Source organism: Variovorax sp. YR752 (assembly GCF_943372545.1).
Window position 1 is genome coordinate 1 of record NZ_CALRZC010000056.1, and the last position, 20548, is coordinate 20548.

20 protein-coding genes and 1 riboswitch are annotated in these 20548 nt (G+C 65.4%); of the genes, 5 read left to right on the plus strand and 15 right to left on the minus strand.

The features are described 5' to 3' along the window. The coding region (locus tag AAG801_RS15305; RefSeq protein ID WP_341889140.1) for a helix-turn-helix transcriptional regulator at positions 1–315 on the plus strand (315 nt) is incomplete at its 5' end. A gap of 37 nt (positions 316–352) precedes the next feature. On the opposite strand, the gene AAG801_RS15310 is transcribed toward AAG801_RS15305, so the two are convergent. From AAG801_RS15310 to AAG801_RS15365, 12 genes are all read right to left on the minus strand, one after another. Next, the gene (locus AAG801_RS15310; RefSeq protein ID WP_341889141.1) at positions 353–679 is read right to left on the minus strand and encodes a thioredoxin family protein; all 327 of its coding nucleotides are present in this window, start codon (positions 677–679) and stop codon (positions 353–355) included. Between the two features lie 98 nt (positions 680–777). Further along, positions 778–1470 (minus strand): HAD family phosphatase, encoded by a 693-nt coding sequence (locus AAG801_RS15315; protein ID WP_101490519.1) that lies wholly within the window; start codon positions 1468–1470, stop codon positions 778–780. A gap of 92 nt (positions 1471–1562) precedes the next feature. Further along, a complete protein-coding gene (gene thiC / locus AAG801_RS15320) occupies positions 1563–3446 on the minus strand; it encodes a phosphomethylpyrimidine synthase ThiC (protein WP_341889142.1) in 1884 nt (627 codons plus the stop codon). 93 nt (positions 3447–3539) lie between these two features. Then, positions 3540–3645: riboswitch (TPP riboswitch) on the minus strand. A 27-nt stretch (positions 3646–3672) separates the two neighbouring features. After that, the gene (locus tag AAG801_RS15325; RefSeq protein WP_341889143.1) at positions 3673–4104 is read right to left on the minus strand and encodes a YchJ family metal-binding protein; all 432 of its coding nucleotides are present in this window, start codon (positions 4102–4104) and stop codon (positions 3673–3675) included. Positions 4105–4818: 714 nt separating this feature from the next. Beyond that, positions 4819–5454 (minus strand): GIY-YIG nuclease family protein, encoded by a 636-nt coding sequence (locus AAG801_RS15330; protein WP_101490521.1) that lies wholly within the window; start codon positions 5452–5454, stop codon positions 4819–4821. Between the two features lie 124 nt (positions 5455–5578). After that, complete coding sequence (locus AAG801_RS15335) at positions 5579–5860, minus strand: hypothetical protein (RefSeq protein ID WP_308217208.1); 282 nt, start codon at positions 5858–5860, stop codon at positions 5579–5581. 420 nt (positions 5861–6280) lie between these two features. Continuing rightward, positions 6281–7411 carry an acyl-CoA dehydrogenase family protein gene (locus AAG801_RS15340; RefSeq protein ID WP_341889144.1) on the minus strand — a complete coding sequence of 377 codons (1131 nt, stop codon included), beginning with the start codon at positions 7409–7411 and terminating at the stop codon, positions 6281–6283. Between the two features lie 40 nt (positions 7412–7451). Further along, positions 7452–8699, minus strand: a complete 1248-nt coding sequence (locus AAG801_RS15345) for a glutamate carboxypeptidase (protein WP_341889145.1) — start codon at positions 8697–8699, stop codon at positions 7452–7454. Between the two features lie 90 nt (positions 8700–8789). Further along, the gene (locus tag AAG801_RS15350) at positions 8790–9974 is read right to left on the minus strand and encodes an acetyl-CoA C-acyltransferase (protein ID WP_099793223.1); all 1185 of its coding nucleotides are present in this window, start codon (positions 9972–9974) and stop codon (positions 8790–8792) included. A 69-nt stretch (positions 9975–10043) separates the two neighbouring features. Next, positions 10044–11864: a bifunctional isocitrate dehydrogenase kinase/phosphatase gene (aceK, locus tag AAG801_RS15355; RefSeq protein ID WP_341889146.1), complete on the minus strand. Its 1821-nt coding sequence runs from the start codon at positions 11862–11864 to the stop codon at positions 10044–10046. Between the two features lie 38 nt (positions 11865–11902). Further along, the gene (gene can, locus AAG801_RS15360) at positions 11903–12649 is read right to left on the minus strand and encodes a carbonate dehydratase (protein WP_341889147.1); all 747 of its coding nucleotides are present in this window, start codon (positions 12647–12649) and stop codon (positions 11903–11905) included. A 14-nt stretch (positions 12650–12663) separates the two neighbouring features. Continuing rightward, on the minus strand, positions 12664–13107 hold the full coding sequence (locus AAG801_RS15365) for a MerR family DNA-binding transcriptional regulator (protein ID WP_341889148.1): 444 nt from the start codon (positions 13105–13107) through the stop codon (positions 12664–12666). 94 nt (positions 13108–13201) lie between these two features. Between AAG801_RS15365 and AAG801_RS15370 the strand changes: the two genes are divergently transcribed. The 4 genes from AAG801_RS15370 (at position 13202) to AAG801_RS15385 (ending at position 17370) form a co-directional block, all read left to right on the plus strand. After that, on the plus strand, positions 13202–14260 hold the full coding sequence (locus AAG801_RS15370) for an MBL fold metallo-hydrolase (RefSeq protein WP_341889149.1): 1059 nt from the start codon (positions 13202–13204) through the stop codon (positions 14258–14260). A gap of 23 nt (positions 14261–14283) precedes the next feature. Continuing rightward, on the plus strand, positions 14284–15597 hold the full coding sequence (locus tag AAG801_RS15375) for a leucine-rich repeat-containing protein kinase family protein (protein WP_341889150.1): 1314 nt from the start codon (positions 14284–14286) through the stop codon (positions 15595–15597). Beyond that, positions 15594–16511: a pseudouridine synthase gene (locus AAG801_RS15380; RefSeq protein ID WP_341889151.1), complete on the plus strand. Its 918-nt coding sequence runs from the start codon at positions 15594–15596 to the stop codon at positions 16509–16511. The genes AAG801_RS15375 and AAG801_RS15380 overlap by 4 nt, the downstream gene beginning before the upstream one ends. A gap of 88 nt (positions 16512–16599) precedes the next feature. Continuing rightward, entirely contained in the window at positions 16600–17370 is a 771-nt protein-coding gene (locus AAG801_RS15385) for an SDR family oxidoreductase (RefSeq protein WP_341889152.1), read from the plus strand. Positions 17371–18173: 803 nt separating this feature from the next. On the opposite strand, the gene AAG801_RS15390 is transcribed toward AAG801_RS15385, so the two are convergent. From AAG801_RS15390 to gmhB, 3 genes are read right to left on the minus strand one after another with little or no spacing between them, the layout of a single operon-like run. Next, positions 18174–19145 carry a SprT family zinc-dependent metalloprotease gene (locus AAG801_RS15390; RefSeq protein WP_319357651.1) on the minus strand — a complete coding sequence of 324 codons (972 nt, stop codon included), beginning with the start codon at positions 19143–19145 and terminating at the stop codon, positions 18174–18176. 26 nt (positions 19146–19171) lie between these two features. Then, positions 19172–19951 carry a lysophospholipid acyltransferase family protein gene (locus AAG801_RS15395; protein WP_341889153.1) on the minus strand — a complete coding sequence of 260 codons (780 nt, stop codon included), beginning with the start codon at positions 19949–19951 and terminating at the stop codon, positions 19172–19174. Next, positions 19951–20544, minus strand: coding sequence for a D-glycero-beta-D-manno-heptose 1,7-bisphosphate 7-phosphatase (gmhB, locus tag AAG801_RS15400; RefSeq protein WP_341889154.1), 594 nt, complete (start codon positions 20542–20544; stop codon positions 19951–19953). Before gmhB ends, AAG801_RS15395 begins: the two co-directional genes overlap by 1 nt. Positions 20545–20548: the final 4 nt, after the last annotated feature.

Consider the following 20548-nt stretch of genomic DNA (forward strand, 5'->3'; position numbering starts at 1 on the left):
CGCCTGCTGGGCCAGCGCGTGCGCGAACTGTTGCGCGCGCGCGCCGGCGAGGCGACCACGGCGGAAGCGCTGGCGGGGCTGTTGAACGTGTCGGGGCGCACGCTGCACCGGCAGCTGCATGAAGAGGGCACCTCGCTGCAGGTGCTGAAGAACGAGGTGCGGCACGAACTCGCGGTGGAGCAACTGCGCCGGACCACGCGGCCGATCAAGCAGGTGGCACTGGCGGTGGGCTTCCGTAACGAGAAGAGTTTTTCGCGCGCGTTCCTGCAATGGACGGGGCACGCGCCTCGGGATTTTCGGCAGCTGGGGTTGTAAAGCGCTTGTTCAGGACGCGCGCCCTGAACGCCGAAACTCAGGCCGGCGAATCGATCAACGCCAGCGCATCGACGATCGACTGGCTGTCTTCCGGACGCACCAGCTTCGCGACCTGTTGCCCGTCGCGCATGAACACCAGCGTGGGCCACAGCCGCACATTGAACGAGCGGCCCAGCGGGCGGCCGCTGCCGTCTTCCACCTTGATGCGGCGCACGTTCGGGTACTTGGCAAAGGCCTCGGCAATGTTCGGCTGCGCGGCCTTGCAGATGCCGCACCAGTTGGTGCCGAACTCCACCACGGCCGGGCCCTGGAGCGCGTCGATCTCGCTGCGGTCGGGTTGCTCGGTCTGGTATTCGGAGGTCATGGGCGAAGTCCTTGCGAAACGTGAGAAAGCGTGAAGAGGAATGCGTGTGCGCGGCGGGCGCGACACACGCTGACGACGAGCGTCATTGCACCAGAAACTCAGGCCGCCTGCAGGCCGTAGCTGGCCAGCAATGCAGGTAGCTCGGTCATGTCGCTGAACACGGCCACGGCGCCCGCGGCGCGCAGCGCGCCCGGTCCGCTGTGGCCCGACTCGCCGGTGCTGTAGCCGAACACCGTGGCACCCGCGGCCACACCGGCCGTGGCGCCGGTGACCGTGTCTTCGACCACCGCACAGCGCGTCGGATCGACACCGAGCGCTTCCGCCGCGGCCAGGTACACGTCGGGATACGGCTTGGAGCGCGGCATCTCGTGGCCGCTGAAGATGCGGCCTTCAAAGCAGTCGAGCAGGCCGACCTTGGCCAGCTGCAGCTCGACTTTGTGGCGGTCGGCGCCCGAGGCGCAGGCGATGCGGCCCTTGAGCCGCGTGTGAATCTCGCGGATGGCGGCGGGTGCATGGGGAATGGCGACGAGGTCGCGGTCGAGCGCCTCGTTGCGACGGGCGCGGAAGCCGCGCAGCCAGTCGTCGGTGATCTTGAAGCCGGTCTTGGCCTCGATGAGCGCCGTCTCGTCCTTCACCGCCTTGCCGGTGAAGATGTTCATCGATTCCTCGGCCGTGAGCTGCCAGCCGAGCTCGCCGAGCATGTCGGCGAGCACGCGGTTGGTGATGGGCTCGGAATCGACGAGCACGCCGTCGCAATCGAAGAGAACGGCGGAAAAGGGGAAAGGGGTCATTGCGAGGCAGGAGTTCAGGGGTCTGGCCCCATGGTAGCAACGCCCCCTTTCCGCACGGGGAGACTCAGGCTATCGGGCCCTCTCAGGCCATTTCAGACGACAGGCCGGATCGGGATGTAGATCTCGCCGCCGCCGGCCATGAATTCTTTCGACTTCTCTTCCATGCCCTCGGCCATGGCCTCGCGCTCCGCCACGCCCTTCTTGGCCGCGTACTCGCGCACTTCCTGCGTGATCTTCATCGAGCAGAACTTCGGGCCGCACATCGAGCAGAAGTGCGCCACCTTGCTCGAGTCTTTGGGCAGCGTCTCGTCGTGGAATTCGCGCGCGGTGTCGGGGTCCAGGCCAAGGTTGAACTGGTCTTGCCAGCGGAACTCGAAGCGTGCCTTGCTCAGCGCGTCGTCGCGCGAGCGCGCACCCGGGTGGCCCTTGGCCACGTCGGCCGCGTGCGCGGCGATCTTGTAGGCAATGATCCCCTGCTTCACGTCGTCGCGGTCGGGCAGGCCCAGGTGCTCCTTGGGCGTCACGTAGCAGAGCATTGCCGTGCCGGCCCAGCCGATCATCGCGGCGCCGATGGCGCTGGAGATGTGGTCGTAGCCCGGCGCGATGTCGATGGTCAGCGGGCCGAGCGTGTAGAACGGCGCCTCGTGGCAGTGCTTGATCTGCTCGTCCATGTTGGCCTGGATCATGTGCATCGGCACGTGGCCCGGGCCTTCGATCATGGTCTGCACGTCGTGCTTCCAGGCGATCTGCGTGAGCTCGCCCAGCGTGCGCAACTCGGCAAACTGTGCCTCGTCGTTTGCATCGGCACCCGAGCCGGGGCGCAGGCCGTCGCCGAGCGAGAAGCTCACGTCGTAGGCCTTCATGATGTCGCAGATGTCCTCGAAGTGCGTGTAGAGGAAGCTCTCCTTGTGGTGCGCGATGCACCACTTGGCCATGATCGAGCCGCCGCGCGACACGATGCCCGTCATGCGGTCGGCCGTGAGGTGGATGAACGGCAGGCGCAGGCCCGCGTGGATGGTGAAGTAGTCGACGCCCTGCTCCGCCTGCTCGATGAGCGTGTCGCGGTAGATTTCCCAGGTGAGGTCTTCGGCCACGCCGCCCACCTTTTCGAGTGCCTGGTAAATGGGCACCGTGCCGATGGGCACCGGCGAGTTGCGCACGATCCAGTCGCGCGTGGTGTGGATGTTCTTGCCGGTCGACAGGTCCATCACGTTGTCGGCGCCCCAGCGAATGGCCCACACCAGCTTTTCGACCTCTTCCTCGATGCTCGAGGTGACGGCCGAGTTGCCGATGTTCGCGTTGATCTTCACCTTGAAGTTGCGCCCGATGGCCATCGGCTCGACCTCGGGGTGGTTGATGTTCGCGGGAATGATCGCGCGGCCGCGGGCCACTTCGTCGCGCACGAACTCGGGCGTGATGATGCGCGGAATGCTCGCGCCCATCGGGTTGCCCGCCACGCGCTTGGCGCGCTCTTCATTGGCCAGGTACTCGGCCATCCATTCGCGCTTGCCGTTCTCGCGCAGGGCCACGTATTCCATCTCGGCTGTGACGATGCCGCGGCGTGCGTAATGCATTTGGGTGACGTTGGCGCCCGACTTGGCGCGACGCGGCGTGCGCTGCAGCGCCGAGGCACCGGCGCGCAGCTCGGCCAGGCGTTGCGCGTCGCGGTCTTCGTTCTTGGCGCCGTCGTCCAGCGCGTGGTGCGTGCGGCCTTCATAACTTTCGGTGTCGCCGCGCTCGATGACCCAGGCACTGCGCACGTCGGGCAGGCCACGGCGCACGTCGATCTCGACCTTCGGGTCGGTGTAGGGGCCCGAGGTGTCGTACAGGGAAACGGTTTCGCCGTTGGTCAGCGCCACGTCGCGCACGGGCACGAACAGGTCGGGCCGGCTGCCCGGAATGACGCACTTGTGCGACGCAGGAAAGGGTTCGCGCGTCAGCGACAGCAGCGAGGTGAATTTGTCGGGGGCATTCATCGGGAGGCACTCCTTGTTGAGGGAAAGGGTGCTCCGCAATCGCTCAGTGGACCTCGGGAGGCCCGCCACCAGAAAAGGGAGTGACGGACCGAAGTCAGGGAGTGCAGCTCTTCTTACGCCGGTATGACCCGGATCAAGTTCGCGGGTCGGCAGCTTTGCCATCTCAGCACACCACATGTGTGCACCCCGGAGCGGGGCCGATTGTGCGGGCCGAAGCCCGGTGCCGTCAACCCGGGGGCTGGTGCAAGTCGCCGTCGACGTAGAACCAGCGCTCGTTCTCGCGCACGAAGCGGCTGCGCTCGTGCAGGCGGAAAGCCACGCCCGTCGCGCTGCGCTGGCGGGCGACGAACTCGACCTCGGCGTGGTCGGCGTCGAGCACCGAGCGCGAGCGGATGTCCAGCCCCAGCCATTTGACGCCCGGCTCGAACTCGACCGAAGCCGGCCGCTTCGACGCATGCCAGGTGGCGAGCAGGTAGTCGGCGCGGGCCAGCACGAAGGCCGAGTAACGCGAACGCATCAGCGATTCGGCGTCGGGCGCGGGCGTGTTCTCGAAATCGTCGAGGTAGCGCCCACAGCACAGGGCGTAGCCGATGGGCTTGTCGCGACGGTCGGTGCGGCCGCAGGGGCAGGGGCCGGGAGTGGGGTCGGTGGCGCTCATGAAGGGCTCTATTGGAACACTTGGCGCGGCGGGGGCTGAAGGGGGCCGTAGAGAGCCTCTGGGCATGTCCGCTTCGCGTGGGGCATGGGCTGGCGTGGCCCCGCCTGAACGGGGCACGTATCCATGCGTTGGTGCTTCGCGTGAGTCTGGGGTGGAGGATGCGCTCAAGCGTTTTGCATCGATAGACCGTGCGACTACAGTCGACCGGGAGTCGCCCATCCTCTTCCTCTGCGTCTCAGCACATGCTCATATGAACTCAATCCCATTGACTCTTGGAAAGCCATACTTCACAGGCCCGATGGCGTCGACGGACTTGGGTGCGGGTGGCGTCTTCTTCTGTGCGGTCTATCGCGAATGCCTGCAATTCGAGACAGATGGGCGTGTCCACTGGTGGCGCGAGGTGTTGGATAGTTCCAGACCTTATTTCAACGACCTGAATGAATTCCGAAAGCTCCGCCTGGATGGTTCGTATGGGCTCAACGACCGGGACTACTTGGTTTGCAAGTTTCCTCAGATGGAGTTGACTGGCCTGCCATGCAAAGACGCCCCTGCCTTGATGGCATTTCATGCTTGGTACCCCTCAAGCCAATCGGAGGGAAGTCGCGTCTTTCACGCACCGGAATCAGTGCCCAGCGAGCCGGCGAGTGACGCATCTGGCCTCTGACCAAGGACGGCAGAGTGCGGCAAAGGGGTCCTTCGAGAATCCTCCGAACGTCACTCATGCCGGCGCGCGATCTCTTCGCACGCATCAAGGGTGAAAAGATCCGTGCAATGAATCATCGAGTATTCGTCGAGTTGATGGACAAATAGCCGAGCGTTATCTTCGGGGCTACGTTCAGCGGGAAACATGCTGGAATCGCCGTTGATGACAAACGCAAGATCAGTCCGGTCAACCACTTCGTCTCGCGACCCAACATGACGATAGCGAACAGACTCCAGATAGACGACACCGTCGCGGTGCATGATCTTTACTGAATGAAAGTGTGGCTTCAAGTAGCTCGGGTACTTTTTCTTTAAGTCAGGAAGAATTTCGACGCCACTGTTAGCGCCTATGCGAGGGACGATAAATCCCGCCGACTCCTCCATTAGCCCGCGTATTGCTTCGCGTATGGGAATCCGAAAGAACTCCCGGTTGGGTTGGCATCGGTAGTCATCGAATCGCTGGTGCAGGCGCGTTTCGACGAATTTGCAATCCGTCACCAACTCGTCATAGACCACGATGAAATCGTCGGGGACTCCGGTTCCTCGCAACTCACCCGCCCGTGCCTTCGACGTGCGTTCGGTCAATCCAATCTTCACCAATCCTCGCATCGCGGGATTGATCATGATGTATACAAATCCAGAGTTCATAAGTGCAAGTAGTTACCGTTCGACCTGAGAGAAGCCTAGTGGTTTTGATCGCCGACGATCTGCTGAAGAATGCCACAACCGCATTGCTTCCAAGATCGAAAGAGCTAGCCGCGAACCAATAGCGCTACTCGGCAAATGCATCGCACTGCGCTTCAATCCGCGCATGCAGAAGCCCCAGCGATACCGCAAGAAACCGCTGCAGCGAACTGCGCTGGCATGCATCGAAAATCGGCGCAGAGTTCGCATCAGAAGAAGCGGCATCGCGCCGATCTTCATCCCATTCGAGCAGCTGTACCAACGTCTGCGCACCCTGCACCACGTCACGCGCATCGTTGAGGAACGCAGCGTGGCTTTGCAGTGAAGGAGCAAGCCGTTCGCCTTGCACCCATTCGAAGGGCTTGAACAAGGCATTGGGTCGTTGAGACGCGCAAGGGCAACCGGCGTCGGTACCCGCATTTGAAGCAGTGGCCATAGGCCTCCAAGGATGTCGATTTGCAACAACCGACGCACCCGACGCCAATCGGGGGCGGCAGCTCGAACGGGTTGGCGTACCGGGACATCCTTGCGGAAACCGGCAGGGCGCGAGCCCTCCCATTCGAGCCGCCTAAAAAGAAGCGCGAATGAAAAAGCCGCAGACCCGTGCGGTAACTGCGGCTTTCGTCGCAGGATGTCAGCGGGACGCCAATCCCGGCCTCGCTCATCACGAGGCAAAAGCAATGTACGCGGTCTCTCAGACGCCCGTCAAGCGTCAGCGACTGGAACGCACCGCCCCACCCGAAACATCACCCACTCAGGCCGCGGCGTTGGTTCACCTGATCAGACGATCTCACGCCAGCGCGCGTTGAATCAGCAGCTTCTGGATGTCCGACGTGCCTTCGTAGATCTGGCACACGCGCACGTCGCGGTAGATGCGTTCCAGCGGAAAGTCGTTCACGTAGCCGTAGCCGCCCAGCGTCTGGATGGCGGCGCTGCACACGCGCTCGGCCATTTCGCTGGCGAAGAGCTTGGCCATGGCGGCTTCTTTCAGGCAGGGCCGGCCGGCGTCGCGCAGGCTGGCGGCGTGCCAGATGAGCTGGCGTGCGGCTTCGATCTGCGTGGCGCAATCGGCGAGGCGAAAGCCCACGGCCTGCTGGTCGAAGATGGCGCCGCCGAAGGCCTGGCGTTCCTTGGCGTAGGCCACGGCCACGTCGAACGCGCTGCGGGCCATGCCCACGCTTTGCGCGGCGATGCCGATGCGCCCGCCCTCGAGCGCGCCGAGCGCGATCTTGTAGCCCTCGCCTTCGGCGCCGATGAGGTTTTCCGCGGGGATGCGGCAGCTGTCGAAGTTGATCTGCGCGGTGTCGCTGCTGTGCTGGCCGAGCTTGTCTTCGACGCGCGCGACGTTGTAACCGGGCGCGTCGGTGGGCACGATGAACGCGCTCATGCCGCGCTTGCCCGCGCCCTTGTCGGTCACCGCGATGACGATGGCGACCTGGCCGTTCTTGCCGCTGGTGATGAACTGCTTGACGCCGTCGATCACGTAGCCGTCGCCGTCCTTGCGCGCGGTGGTGCGCAGGCTCGAGGCATCGCTGCCGGCCTGCGGTTCGGTGAGGCAGAAGGCACCGAGCATCTGGCCTTGGGCCAGCGGCTCGAGCCACTTCTTTTTCTGCTGCGCGTTGCCGTAGCGCATGAGGATGGCGTTGACGGGGCAGTTGGTGACGCTGATGGCGGTGCTGGTGCCGCCGTCGCCGGCTGCGATTTCCTCGAGCACGAGTGCGAGCGTGAGGTAGTCGAGGCCTGCGCCGCCATGCTCTTCGGGCACGCAGATGCCGTAGGCGCCCAGCGCGGCCAGGCCCTGGTGCACTTCCTTCGGAAAGCTGTGGTCACGGTCCCACTTGGGGGCGTTGGGCCACAACTCGGCTTGCGAAAAATCGCGCACGGCGTCGCGGATGGCTTCCTGGTCTGCGCTGAGCAGCATGGCGTTGTCTCCGGTTCTTTGTTGTCGGTGGGTGCGAGGCTTACTTGCCGGCGCCCAGGTCCATGATCAGACGCGCGGCCATGTACAGGCGGCGCGGAATGGCGCTGATGTCGACGTACTCGGCCTTGTCGCTGTGGTAGCCGAAGCCGGGCAGGCCCAGGCTTTCGATCACGGGCTTGCCCGAGAGCGCTGCGTAGGCCGCGTCGGTGCCGCCGCCGGTGCGCTCTTCGACGCCCACGCTGCCGCCGGCTTCCTTGTAGAAGACCACGGCCTTGTCGACCAGCTTCTTGCCGCCCTCGCCCGCGTTGAAGGCCGGACGGCCGCGCGTGACGAGCACCTTGACGTCGGCCTCGGGCAACTTCTTCTGCTGCGCCTTTTCTTCGAGCGTCTTCATGGCGGCGTCGAAGTCTTCGTTGCGTGCGTAGCGCACGTCGGCGTTCAGCGTGGCACTGGCCGGGATGATGTTCGACACGTTGCCGGCCTTGGCAATGGTCCAGTTGAAGCGCAGGTTCTTCGACTTGTCGTCGATGCTCATGGTGCGCAGCACGAGATCAGAAGCCTCGACCAATGCATTTACGCCCAGCTCGGGGGCGGCGCCCGCGTGCGAGGCCTTGCCAGTGATGTTGACCTGCACGTAGGCGATGCCCGAGGTGCCGAGCGACATCTTTTCGTCGCCGGCGCTGGTGGGCTCGAACGAGAGCACGTAGTCGGCCAGCTTGGCTTCTTCCTGGATCAGGTCGCGCGAACCGAAGGAGCCTTTTTCTTCGTCGGTGTTGAACAGCACGGTGATGGTGCCGTAGTCGCGCACGCCGTAGTCCTTCAGCAGCTTGAGCGTGTGCAGGATGACGGCGTTGCCGCCCTTGTCGTCGGCGATGCCGGGGCCGTAGGCCTTGTCGCCTTCGACGCGGAAGGGCGCCTTGGCGAGCGTGCCCTTGGTGTACACGGTGTCCATGTGCGACATGAGCAGCAGGTTCTTGCCGCCGCGGCCCTTGAGCTTGCCGACGATGTTGTCGCCGACCACGAGGCCGGCCGACTTGCTGCGCGTGACGGTGAAGCCGAGGCTCTTCAGTTCGCCTTCGAGGTACGCGCCGGCGGCGGCCATGCCTTCAGCGTCACCGGTGCCGGTCTCGATGTTGACGAGTTTCTCGAGCGTCTTGATCACCGCCGGCTGCTCGTCGGTGGCGGCCTGGAACAGCACGTTGTCGCGCTTCTGGGCCCAGGCGCCACCGGCCACGAAGGCGGTAGCGAGCACGGCGGCAACGGCGGTACGGTGAAGGGATGGGCGCATGAAATCTCCTGCTCTACGCATGGTTTTGTTTGAGGTGTCCGGGGTGGAAACCGGCCGGCGCTCTCTCCCGGGCGCCGGCGGCTCCTGGCGTTATAGCAATTCGAGCGCGACCGCGGTGCCTTCGCCGCCGCCGATGCACAGCGTGGCGACGCCGCGCTTCTTGCCGCGCGCCTTCAGCGCGTGCAGCAGCGTGACCATGATGCGCGCGCCGCTGGCGCCGATGGGGTGGCCCAGCGCGCAGGCGCCGCCGTTCACGTTGACGATGTCGTGCGACACGTCGAGCTCGTGCATGAGGGCCATGGGCACGACGGCGAAGGCTTCGTTCACCTCCCACAGGTCGACGTCCTTCACGGTCCAGCCGGTCTTGGCGAACAGCTTCTGCACGGCGCCGACCGGCGCGGTGGCAAACCACTCGGGCTGCTGCGCGTGCGTGGCGTGGCCGACGATGCGCGCCAGCGGCTTGGCGCCGATCTTCTTCGCATGCGACTCGGTCATCATGACCAGCGCGGCGGCGCCGTCGTTGATCGACGAGCTCGATGCGGCGGTGATGGTGCCGTTTTCTTTCTTGAACGCGGGCTTGAGCGTGGGGATCTTGTCGAGCTTGACCTTGCCCGGGCCTTCGTCGATGGAGATGACGGTGTCGCCGCCGCGGCCCTTCACGGTGACGGGCGTGATCTCGTCCTTGAAGGCGCCCGATTCGGTGGCGGCCTTGGCGCGCTGCACGCTGGCGATGGCGAAGGCGTCTTGTTGCTCGCGCGTGAAGTTGTACTTGGCGGCGCAGTCTTCGCCGAAGGTGCCCATGGAGCGGCCCGGCTGGTAGGCGTCTTCGAGGCCGTCGAGCATCATGTGGTCATAGATCTTGTCGTGGCCCATGCGGTAGCCGCCGCGGCCCTTGAGCATCAGGTAGGGTGCGTTGGTCATGCTTTCCATGCCGCCCGCCACGATGACGTCGTGCGTGCCGGCCAGCAGCAGGTCGTGCGCGAGCATCGCGGCCTTCATGGCCGAGCCGCACATCTTGCTGAGCGTGACGGCGCCGGCACTGTCGGGCAGGCCGCCCTTGTAGGCCGCCTGGCGCGCCGGGGCCTGGCCCTGGCCGGCCATGAGGCAGTTGCCGAACAGCACTTCACCCACGCTCTCGGGCGCGATGCCGGCGCGCTCCACGGCCGCCTTGATGGCCGCGCCGCCCAGGTCGTGCGCGGAGAGGGACGAGAAGTCGCCCTGGAAGCCACCCATGGGGGTGCGGGCGGCGCCGACGATGACGATGGATTCGGACATGGAGGTCTCCTTCAGGAATGTGAAAGTGAAATCAAAGACAAAACGAAAACGGGAATCGGAAACGGGTGGTCAGAAATGCGTCGCATGGCCTTCGTGCTGGAAGCGTTGCGACTCTTCGTACGGGAACACATCGAGCATCTGGCCGGCCTGGATGCGTTCCTTGTGGTGCTGCCAGAAGGCGGCGTCGAGCAGGTCGGCGTGGTGCGCCATGAAGGCGGCGCGCACGTCGCTGTTGCCGAGCAGAAAGGGCTCGAAGGTTTCGGGGAACACGTCTTTCGGGCCCACCGAGTACCAGACCTCGCCGCTCATCTCGTCTTCTTCGTTACGCGGCGTGGGCACCTTGCGGAACTTGCAGTCGGTGACGTATTCGATTTCGTCGTAGTCATAGAACACGACCTTGCCGCCGCGCGTGACGCCGAAGTTCTTCCACAGCATGTCGCCGGGGAAGATGTTGGCGGCCACCATGTCCTTGATGGCGTTGCCGTACTCGATCACCGCGTGTTCGAGCTGGTCTTTGGCGCGCTTGGCATGGGCCGGACTCTCGGGGTGGGCCAGCGTGTCGAAGGCTTCCTGCAGGTAGATGTTCAGCGGAATCATGCGGCGCTCGATGTAGACGTGCTTGAGCACGACCTCCATCTCCCCGTTGCCGTCGCGGTCGCCGATCTCGAGCTGGCTGGGCGCGAACTTGCGGATTTCTTCGATGAGCTCGGGCTCGAAGCGGTCGAGCGGAAAACCCACGTTGCTGTACTCGAGCGTGTCGGCCATGCGGCCCACGCGGTCGTGCTGCTTCACGAGCATGTACTTGCCCTTGATCTGCTCGCGCGTGGTGTCTTTCTGCGGCGGATAAAAGTCTTTGATGACCTTGAACACGAAGGGGAACGACGGCAGGTCGAACACCAGCATGACCATGCCCTTGATGCCGGGTGCGATGCGAAAGCGATCGCTCGAGTAGTTCAGGTGCGACAAAAAGTCGCGATAGAACAGCGTCTTGCCCTGCTTGGCCAGGCCGAGCGCGTTGTAGATTTCGGCGCGCGGCTTGCGCGGCATGAGCGAGCGCAGAAACTGCACCCAGGCCGAAGGCACTTCCATGTCGACCATGAAGTAGGCGCGCGCAAAGCTGAACAGCATCTGCAGGTCGTCTTCGCCGAACAGCGCCGCATCGATGTAGAACTTGCCGTGGGTGTCGTGCAGGAGGGGCAGCGAGAACGGAATCTCGGTGAAGCCGTTCATGATCTTGCCGACCACGTAGGCACCCTTGTTCCGGTAGAACAGGCCCGACAGCACCTGCAGCTGGAAGTTGGCGCGCAGCTTGACCTGGTGAAAACGATTCAGGATGACGTGCGCCACGCGCTCGGCATCGCGCCGCTTGTTGGCGTAGCTGCCCTGCAATGCGAAGTCGTCGAGCATCTGCTCGATGATGTCCGGCAGCGTGGCCTGCGATGGGTAGTACGGCCGGTAGGTCGGTGCACCGCGCGGCTCGATGTACTCGGTGCTGATGGCCGGGCGCACGAAGATGAAGTCGTTCTGGAAGTAGGCCCGGTGCAGGATCTTCGTGGTGACCGAGTTGAAGAAACTCTCGGCCAGCTCGGGCTGGTGGTGGTTCACCAGCAGGCCGATGAAGTGCAGCTTGACCTGGTGCCAGACCTCCATGGGCTGGTCGCCGGCCTTGAACTCTTTTTCGAGCCGGGCCACGGCCTCGTTCACGCGCAGGTCGTAGAACTCGATGCGCTCGCGCTGTGCGCGCTGCTGGCCGTGCCAGTCGGCGGTCTCGAAGCGGTGCTTGGCGCGCGCCGATTCAGCTCGGAACAGCCGGTAGTGCCGGTTGAACCCGTCGATCATCGCCTTCGCGATGTCGTAGGCCAGCGGGGAATCGAGGCGCTGCGGGAACATGGCGGCAGTACCGGCGATGGCGGCGGCGGTAAGTTCGCTCAGGCGACGGGCGGGGTCTCTGCGCTCTTTGCTGCGCCTTCGGTGCCATCGGCACCAGCCAGCGCCGACGGCGAGGCGCCTGCGGGCTTGCTCCACTTGTAGCGGATGCGTTGCACGGCGGCCTTGTAGATGGCGTCGAGCGGCTTGTCGCCCTCGACACTCAGGCCGAGGTCTTGCAGCAGGCCGTCGTGCACGCCGAAGGTCCAGCCGTGGATGCGCACCTTCTGGCCGCGCGCCCAGGCGTCGACCATGACGGTGCTGACGGCCACGTTGACCACCTGCTCGGCCACGTTGAGCTCGCACAGCGCATCGACGCGCACGTCTTCGGGCAGGCTGTCGAGCATCACGCTGTGGCGGTCGCGCACGTCCTGGATGTGGCGGATCCAGTTGTCGGCCAGGCCGATGCGCTTGCCGCTGAGCGCAGCCTTCACGCCGGCGCAGCCGTAGTGGCCCACGACCATGATGTGCTCGACCTTCAGGTGCTCGACCGCGAACTGGATCGCCGAGAGCGCGTTGAGGTCGGAGTGCACCACGATGTTGGCGACGTTGCGGTGCACGAACACTTCACCCGGCTCCAGGCCGGTGATCTGGTTGGCGGGCACGCGGCTGTCGGAACAGCCGATCCACATGTAGCGCGGCGTCTGCTGCTTGACGAGGCCGGTGAAGAAGCCGGGCCGGTCGCGCTCCATCTGGGCGGACCAGGCTCGGTTGTGGGCAAAGAGGTCGTCGAGGTTGTCTGAGGGCATGGTGGGCTATTTTGTCAGTGAGTCGTTGTGTCGGGCGTGCATTCGCCGCCGGGGGCGTCCCTGGTGGCCTTGACGGCCTTCTGCGCCTTGACCAGCGTGGCGCGGCCTTTTTTCTCGTGCTCGCGCACCTCGGCGAGGTTGGCCTGCAGCTCGGCCAGCTGCGTCTCGAGCTGCGCCCGGTGCGAGCCGAGCACGCCGAGGAACTTCTCCAGCTGCGGCACGGTGTCGCGCGGGCTGTCGTACATGTCGAGGATGTCTTTCGCCTCGACCAGCGTCAGGCCCAGGCGCTTGGCGCGCAGCGTGAGCGTGAGCCGCGCCCGGTCGCGCGCGCTGTACACGCGCTGCAGGCCGGCCCGCTCCGGCGACAGCAGGCCCATGTCTTCATAGAAGCGGATGGCGCGCGTCGTGAGGTCGAACTCCTTGGCGAGCTGGCTGATGGTGAAGGTCTGCGCGGGCATGGGCGGCAAGGGTTGCGGGGGCGACAGCAGGTTGGTGGCGCATTCTTTACAATGAAGCCTCAACCCATGACGTTTACGTAAACGTCAATCATACATGAACCTCCTCGAACGCGAACTCCACTACCCCCTGGGCGACACCCTGCCCGCCGCCGGCGAAGCACTGGAAGTGGCGCCCGGCGTGCGCTGGATCCGCATGCGGCTGCCCTTTGCGCTGGACCACATCAACCTCTGGCTGCTGCGCGACACGATCGACGGCGTCGAGGGCTGGACGGCGGTCGACTGCTGCATTGCGCACGACGAGGCCCGCGCGCAGTGGGAGCAGATCTTCGAGACCCAGCTGCAGGGCCTGCCGATCCTGCGCGTGATCGTGACCCACATGCACCCCGACCACATCGGCCTGGCCGACTGGCTGTGCAAGCGCTGGAACGTGCCGCTGTGGATCAGCGCCACCGACTACCACGTGGCGCGCGTGCTGTGCAGCGCCGGCGACACGCTCGCGGGCGGCGATGCGGCGGCCGACTTCTTTGTTTCGCACGGGCTGAGCAATCCCGAGTCGGCCGCCAAGATCCGCGCACGCAGCAGCTACTACACGAACATGGTGCCCGCCGTGCCCGACCGCTACGTGCGCATGATGGACGGCGACATCGTCACCATCGGCGGGCGCGAGTGGCGTTGCATCAGCGGCTACGGCCACGCGCCCGAGCACATCGCGCTGTACTGCGCCGAGCCGAAGCTGCTGCTGGGCGGCGACATGATGCTGCCGCGCATCTCGACCAACGTGAGCGTGCACGCGGGCGAGCCCGAGGCCAATTCGCTGCGCCTGTTCCTGGACAGCATCGACAAGTTCAAGGCCCTGCCGGCCGACACGCTGGGCCTGCCCTCGCACGGCAAGCCCTTCACCGGCATCCACCGCCGCGTCGACCAGCTGCAGGAGCACCACCGCGACCGCCTGGCCGAGCTGCTCGAAGCCTGCCTCGCGCGGCCCATCACGGCGTCGGAGGGCCTGCCGATCCTGTTCAAGCGCGAGCTCGACCTGCACCAGATCACCTTCGCGATGGGCGAGACCGTGGCCCACCTGCACCTGCTGTGGTTCTCGGGGCAGGTGAAGCGCACGCTCGATGCCGACGGCATCTACCGCTTCGGCGGCAGGTAGCTTCGGCTGGGTAGACTTCCCGCATGGACACGCTGGCTGAGCTGCGCGCCGGCCGGCTGGCTGGCGCACGACGACTGGACCTCTCGTGCGGACTCACCGAGTTTCCGCGCGAGATTTTTGCGCTCGCCGACACCCTCGAAACGCTGAACCTCACGGGCAATGCGCTCAACGCACTGCCCGACGACCTCGGCCGGCTGCACCGACTGCGCGTGCTGTTCTGCTCCGACAACCGCTTCACCGAACTGCCGGCGTCCCTCGGCCAGTGCCGCCAGCTCGACATCGTGGGCTTCAAGGCCAACCGCATCGCGCATGTGCCGGCCGAGGCGCTGCCGCCCTCGCTGCGCTGGCTGATCCTCACCGACAACGCCATCGAAGAATTGCCCGACACGCTCGGCGACTGCACCCGCATGCAGAAGCTGATGCTGGCCGGCAACCGCCTGCGCGCTTTGCCGCCGTCGGTGGCCCGCTGCCGGCAGCTCGAGCTGCTGCGCCTGTCGGCCAACCGCTTCGAAGCGCTGCCTGAGTGGCTGCACACGTTGCCGCGCCTGGCGTGGCTGGCCTGCGCGGGCAACCCGTTCGACGCACCGACCGAAGACGCGGCCATCGACGCGCCCACCGTGCCGCACGTCGACTGGCGCGACCTGACGCTCGGCCCGAAGCTCGGTGAAGGCGCCTCGGGCGTGATCCACCGCGCCACGCTGGCCACCAATGGCGTCGCGCTGCCCGTTGCGGTGAAGCTGTTCAAGGGCGCCGTCACCAGCGACGGCTGGCCGCACAGCGAGATGGCGGCCTGCATCGCGGCCGGCGCGCACCCGACATTGATCGCCGCGCAAGGCCGCATCGACGGCCACCCCGACGGCACCGAAGGTCTGGTGATGGCACTGGTGCCGCCGTCGTTCATCACACTGGCCGGCCCGCCGAGCCTGGCCTCGTGCACCCGCGACGTCTATGCCGACGATGCGCGCTGGTCCGCCGATACCGCGCTGCGCATCGCTCGTGATATCGCCGCGGCCATGGCGCATCTGCATGCGCGCGGCCTGCTGCATGGCGACCTGTATGCCCACAACATCCTGTGGCATGCGCAAGATGGCGGGCGGCTCGGCGACTTTGGCGCGGCCTGGATGACGGGTGCGCTCGACCCCGCGCACGCGAAAGCACTGCAAGGCGTGGAGATGCGCGCCTTCGGTTGCCTGCTCGAAGAGCTGGCCGAGCGCTGCGACGATGCGGCTTCTTCTTCGCCCTTGACCACGCTCGCGGCACGCTGCCTGCAGGCCGACGTGGCTGCAAGGCCGTCGTTCGCCGAGGTGCTGTCGGTGCTGGACGCCGCCGCGCCATGACGCGCCCCCGCTTCGTCGTTCCCATGCCCACGCGCGACGGCGTGAGCCCGAGTTGCGTTTCGCTGCCGTACGGCCCCTGGCCCACCATCGCCGACTTTCTCGCCGAGCGCTTTCCCGCCATCTCGCGCGAGGCCTGGCTCTCGCGCATTGAAGCGAACGACGTGTGCGACGAGCACGGCGCGCCCGTCACCGCGACGCGCCGTTACCAGTCGCCGCTGCGCGTGTACTACTACCGCGCACTCGACGCCGAGACGCCCATCCCTTTTGAAGAGCAGGTGCTGCACCAGGACGACGACCTCGTCGTGGTCGACAAGCCGCCCTTCGTGCCCGTCACGCCCACCGGCAAGTACGTGCAGCAGAGCCTGCTGGTGCGCCTGAAGCGCAAGCTCGGCCTGGACGACCTCGTGCCGCTGCACCGCATCGACCGCAACACCTCGGGCCTGGTGCTGTTCTCGGTGCGCCCCGAAACGCGCGGCATCTACCAGGCGATGTTCCCCGAGCGGCGCATCGACAAGCACTACGAGGCGGTCGTGCCGTGGCACGAGGGCGTGTCGTCGGTGCCCGCCGTGTACCGCAGCCGGCTGGTGGACGACGACCATTTCATGCGCATGCGCGAAGCGCCCGGCGAGCCGAACTCCGAGACCCGCATCGTGCTGCGCGAGGCCCGTGACGGCCATGCGCTGCTGGAGCTTTCTCCCGTCACGGGCCGCAAGCACCAGCTGCGCGTGCATTGCCAGGCGCTGGGTTTGCCGATCGTGAACGACCCGTTCTATCCCACGCTGCAGCCCGCGGGGAACGACGACTTCGACAAGCCGCTGCAGCTGCTGGCCCGGTCGCTGGCGTTCATCGACCCGCTGAGCGGCGCCTTGCGCACCTTCGAGAGCCCTCGCCGGCTGGCGCTGCCTGCCGCCTAGGTGACGCAGCGCGGGCGGTTCGCGCACTAAGCTTTCTCCTGACGGGAATTGAACTTCCTCTCTTCCACCACTCAGGAGACAAACGCACATGGACACCACCCAACTCTTCTCGTTGAAGGGCCGCAGCGCCTTGATCACCGGCGGCTCGCGCGGCATCGGTCGCATGATTGCCGAGGGCTTTCTGGCGCAGGGGGCGCGTGTGTACATCTCGGCGCGCAAGGCTGCGGCTTGTGATCAGACGGCGAAGGAGCTGTCGGCTTTTGGGCATTGCGTGTCGTTGCCTGCCGATGTTTCGACTGTGGAAGGCGCGCAGGCGCTGGTCGATGCTTATGCGAAGCATGAAGGGTCGCTGGATATTCTGGTCAACAACGCTGGGGCTGCCTGGGGGGCGCCTTATGAGGAGTTTCCGGAGAGTGGCTGGGACAAGGTGGTTGATCTGAACCTGAAGACGCCGTTCTTTTTGACGAAGGCGTTGACGCCGATGCTCAAGAAGGCTGCTACGGATCATTTGTCGAAGGTGATCAACATTGCTTCTATTGACGGGATTTCTGTGAATCCGCAGGAGACTTATTCGTATGCGGCTAGCAAGGCGGGGTTGATTCAGTTGACTCGGCGGATGGCGCTGCGGTTGGCGCAGGATCGGATCGTGGTGAGTGCGATTGCGCCTGGGGCGTTTGCTTCGGATATGAATAAGGATGCGCGGGATCACGGGGATGAGGTCAAAGGCCGCATTCCCGCTGGCCGCATTGGTACGCCTGAGGACATGGCTGGGGCGGCTATTTTTCTGGCATCGCGGGCTGGGGACTATGTGATGGGCTCGACGCTGGTGGTGGACGGCGGCGTCACGCACGCTCGCTGATCTTCTTGAGTTCCGAGGCCGGGTCTCGCCCCGGCGGGCGACCTACTTTTCTTTGCTTCGCCAAAGAAACGTAGGCAAAAGAAAGGCGACCCTGCTGTCTGCGTCCCTTCGCTTCGCTACGGGCAACCTGCGGTGCTCACGTTTCGCGGGGTCTCGCCCAAACTCGCTTCGCTCAAACAAGGGCGAGCCCTGATCCGCGAAACGCTGCGCTCCTCGGCGCATACAGAAGGGGTTGGGATACCGACGGGCCATCGCTTTGCTCGGCCACCAAGCCGCCGCAGGCGCTTCGCGCCTGCGGCGGTTGGCATTGGGAATCGCGTTGGCCTTGCCGTGAGCGCAGGCGCAGACACAAGTGCAAGTGCAAGTGCAAGTGCAAGTGCAGGAGCCGAGCCAGGGCCAGAGCTGTTCGCGCAGAAGGTGGGCGTGTCGCAGCGCGAATGGCTCGCGCGGCAATCTGCGAGAGCGAGAGCGAGAGCGAGAGCGAGAGCGAGAGCGAGAGCCGCCGTGGCATCCGGCTGTTGGAAGTTCCCAGGCCGAGCGAAGCGACGGCCCGCTTGGTATCCAAATCCCCTCTGTATGCGCCGAGGAGCGCAGCGTTTCGCGGATCAGGGCTCGCAGTTGTTTGAGCGCAGCGAGTTCTGCGAGACCCCGCGAAACGCGAGCACCGCAGGTTGCCCGTAGCGAAGCGAAGGGTCGCAGACAGTGGGGTCGCCTTTTCTTTGCTTACTTTCTTTTGGCGAAGCAAAAGAAAGTAAGTCCGCCGCCGGGCGGAACTCCCGGCCTCGGGAAGCAAACAAGAAAGATCAGCCCCACCGAGGCACAGCCTCATCCTTCAACTGCTGCCGCAGCACCCCATAGTCAGGCACAACACTCTCCACGGTCTCCCAAAACCGATGCGAGTGATCCATCACCCGCAGATGCGCCAGTTCGTGCGCCACGACGTAGTCGATCACAGGCAGGCGGAAGTGAATCAACCGCCAGTTCAACCGAATCGACCCATCCGCACTCGCACTCCCCCACCGCGTAGCGGCGTTGGACAACGACAGCTTCTGCCATGACACCCCAAGCAGTGGCGCAAAGTGATCCAACCGCTCGATGAACAGCTTCCGCGCCTGCCGCATCAACCAGGCCTGCGCCGCATCCCGAATCTGCGAAGGCGCCGCGTTCTGCGCCACAGCCAACCGCAGCGTCCGCGGGCCACCGCCTTCGACAGCGGGGTCGAGCGTGCCGCCAACGCTCGCGAAACCGTGCTTCGGATCGAGCCGGATCACCACCAGCTCGCCAAGAAAAGGAAACTCCGCCCCATCTTCCCAAGCAATCCGCGTCGCCTCGACACGCGCATTGCGTTGCTGCGTCTCCGCCAGCTTGCGCAGAATCCAGTCGGCCTTCTCACGCACCGCCGCATCGACATCGCGCAGCGTGACCCACCGCGGCGCACGCACCGACAAGCCTTCGGCACCGACCAGAAATCCGATCGTCTTGCGCTGCCCGCGCTTGAACTCGTAGGCCACCCGCGCCGACCCCAGCACCACTTCACGCGTCGCTTGTGGATGCGCGAAATTCGCCAGCGTCAACGTGTCGGCCAACGGCACTGCAGGACGCGGATCAACGGGCTCGATGGACAAAGGCGTGGCAGCCACCACCGGCACGGGAGCAGCAGGCGGCACAGGCGCTGGTGCCTTCTTCCGCGGCCGCCGCGGCGGCGCAGCAGCAGGCGCCGGCGTGCTCCCCAGCCCCTCGAAGAGGTCCATCGTGAATTGCAGCATCCCCTGCATGTCGGGCTCGCTCTGAGGCAGGCGCGTCAGCCCGCTTCGCGCGGCAACGTCTGCTGCGGCTGCACCGCGCTGTCGCTGTAGGCCTCGGGGTCGAGGCGACGCATCTCTGCCTCGATCCAGGCTTCCACTTCACGCATCAGCTCATCAGGCTTGCGACCCACGCTCGAGATCGCCGGCCCGATCGACACGTCGACCACACCGGGACGCTTGACGAAGGCCTTGCGCGGCCAGACCTTGGCCGACGTGACGGCGATCGGAATCACGGGCACGCCGGTTTCGCAGGCCAGGCGCGTGCCGCCGCTCTTGTAGGTGCCCTTCTGGCCGCGCGGAATGCGCGTGCCTTCGGGGAACATGATGATCCAGATGCCCTGCGCGAGCAGCTTGCGGCCCTGGTTCACCACCTTGTTGAACGCCTGCGCGCGCTGGCTGCGGTCGATGTGAATCATGTCCAGCCGCGCCATCGCCCAGCCGAAGAACGGCACGTAGATGAGCTCCTTCTTGAACACGAAGGCCAGCGGGTGAGGCATCAGCGTGGGCATGAGGAAAGTCTCGAGCGTGGACTGGTGCTTCACCAGCAGCACCGCGCCGGCGAGTTGGTCGGTCGGCAGGTTTTCCATGCCGGTCACGCGGGTCTTGATGCCCAGCAGCACGCGCGCGCCACCGATGGCCCAGCTGAGCCATCGCTCGGCCATCCAGTACAGCGGAATGCCGCGCTTCCAGAGCGAGCAGACGCACATGATGATGCCCCAGGGCACCACGGTGACAAGCATCCACAGGGCGTGGAGAACGGAACGGATAAACGCCATCAGACAGCCACCTGCAGTGCAGCCCGCGCTTCGCGCGCGAGCAGAAAGTCGACAAAGGCGGCGAGGTCGTCATGCACCCTCGTGTCCGCCGGATATTCGGAAGGCAGCGGGTTGACCCCGCGGCAGGCCGCACCCATGCCCGTGAGCAAGAGGTGCGGTTCGCAGCCGGCAGCGGCGCCGGCCTGCAGGTCGCGCAGGCTGTCGCCCGCGGTCGGCACGCCCTTCAGGTCGATGCCGAAGCGGTCGCCGATCTGAAGAAACAGCCCGTCCTTGGGCTTGCGGCAGTCACAGCCTTCGTCGGGGCTGTGCGGGCAATAGAACACCGCATCCACCTTGCCGCCCACGGCCGCGAGCATCTTGTGCATCTTGGCGTGCATGGCGTTGAGCGAGGCCATGTCGAACAGGCCGCGGCCCAGGCCCGACTGGTTCGACGCGACCACCACGTGCCAACCCGCATGGTTGAGCCGCGCCACGGCCTCGAGCGCACCGGGCAGCGGCGTCCACTCGATGTCGCTCTTGACGAAATCTTCGCGGTGCACGTTGATCGTGCCGTTGCGGTCGAGGATGACGAGTTTCATGGCAGAGCCACCCATGGTG

Coding starts and splice junctions, on each gene's coding strand:
- AAG801_RS15330 (WP_101490521.1), bottom strand. CDS start 5,454: ATGAACTCTGGATTTGTATACATCATGATCAATCCCGCGATGCGAGGA.
- AAG801_RS15345 (WP_341889145.1), bottom strand. CDS start 8,699: ATGCGCCCATCCCTTCACCGTACCGCCGTTGCCGCCGTGCTCGCTACC.
- AAG801_RS15395 (WP_341889153.1), bottom strand. CDS start 19,951: ATGGCGTTTATCCGTTCCGTTCTCCACGCCCTGTGGATGCTTGTCACC.
- AAG801_RS15385 (WP_341889152.1), top strand. CDS start 16,600: ATGGACACCACCCAACTCTTCTCGTTGAAGGGCCGCAGCGCCTTGATC.
- AAG801_RS15370 (WP_341889149.1), top strand. CDS start 13,202: ATGAACCTCCTCGAACGCGAACTCCACTACCCCCTGGGCGACACCCTG.
- AAG801_RS15340 (WP_341889144.1), bottom strand. CDS start 7,411: ATGCTGCTCAGCGCAGACCAGGAAGCCATCCGCGACGCCGTGCGCGAT.
- thiC (WP_341889142.1), bottom strand. CDS start 3,446: ATGAATGCCCCCGACAAATTCACCTCGCTGCTGTCGCTGACGCGCGAA.
- AAG801_RS15375 (WP_341889150.1), top strand. CDS start 14,284: ATGGACACGCTGGCTGAGCTGCGCGCCGGCCGGCTGGCTGGCGCACGA.
- AAG801_RS15310 (WP_341889141.1), bottom strand. CDS start 679: ATGACCTCCGAATACCAGACCGAGCAACCCGACCGCAGCGAGATCGAC.
- AAG801_RS15365 (WP_341889148.1), bottom strand. CDS start 13,107: ATGCCCGCGCAGACCTTCACCATCAGCCAGCTCGCCAAGGAGTTCGAC.
- gmhB (WP_341889154.1), bottom strand. CDS start 20,544: ATGGGTGGCTCTGCCATGAAACTCGTCATCCTCGACCGCAACGGCACG.
- aceK (WP_341889146.1), bottom strand. CDS start 11,864: ATGTTCCCGCAGCGCCTCGATTCCCCGCTGGCCTACGACATCGCGAAG.
- AAG801_RS15350 (WP_099793223.1), bottom strand. CDS start 9,974: ATGTCCGAATCCATCGTCATCGTCGGCGCCGCCCGCACCCCCATGGGT.
- AAG801_RS15390 (WP_319357651.1), bottom strand. CDS start 19,145: ATGCAGGGGATGCTGCAATTCACGATGGACCTCTTCGAGGGGCTGGGG.
- AAG801_RS15325 (WP_341889143.1), bottom strand. CDS start 4,104: ATGAGCGCCACCGACCCCACTCCCGGCCCCTGCCCCTGCGGCCGCACC.
- can (WP_341889147.1), bottom strand. CDS start 12,649: ATGCCCTCAGACAACCTCGACGACCTCTTTGCCCACAACCGAGCCTGG.
- AAG801_RS15315 (WP_101490519.1), bottom strand. CDS start 1,470: ATGACCCCTTTCCCCTTTTCCGCCGTTCTCTTCGATTGCGACGGCGTG.
- AAG801_RS15380 (WP_341889151.1), top strand. CDS start 15,594: ATGACGCGCCCCCGCTTCGTCGTTCCCATGCCCACGCGCGACGGCGTG.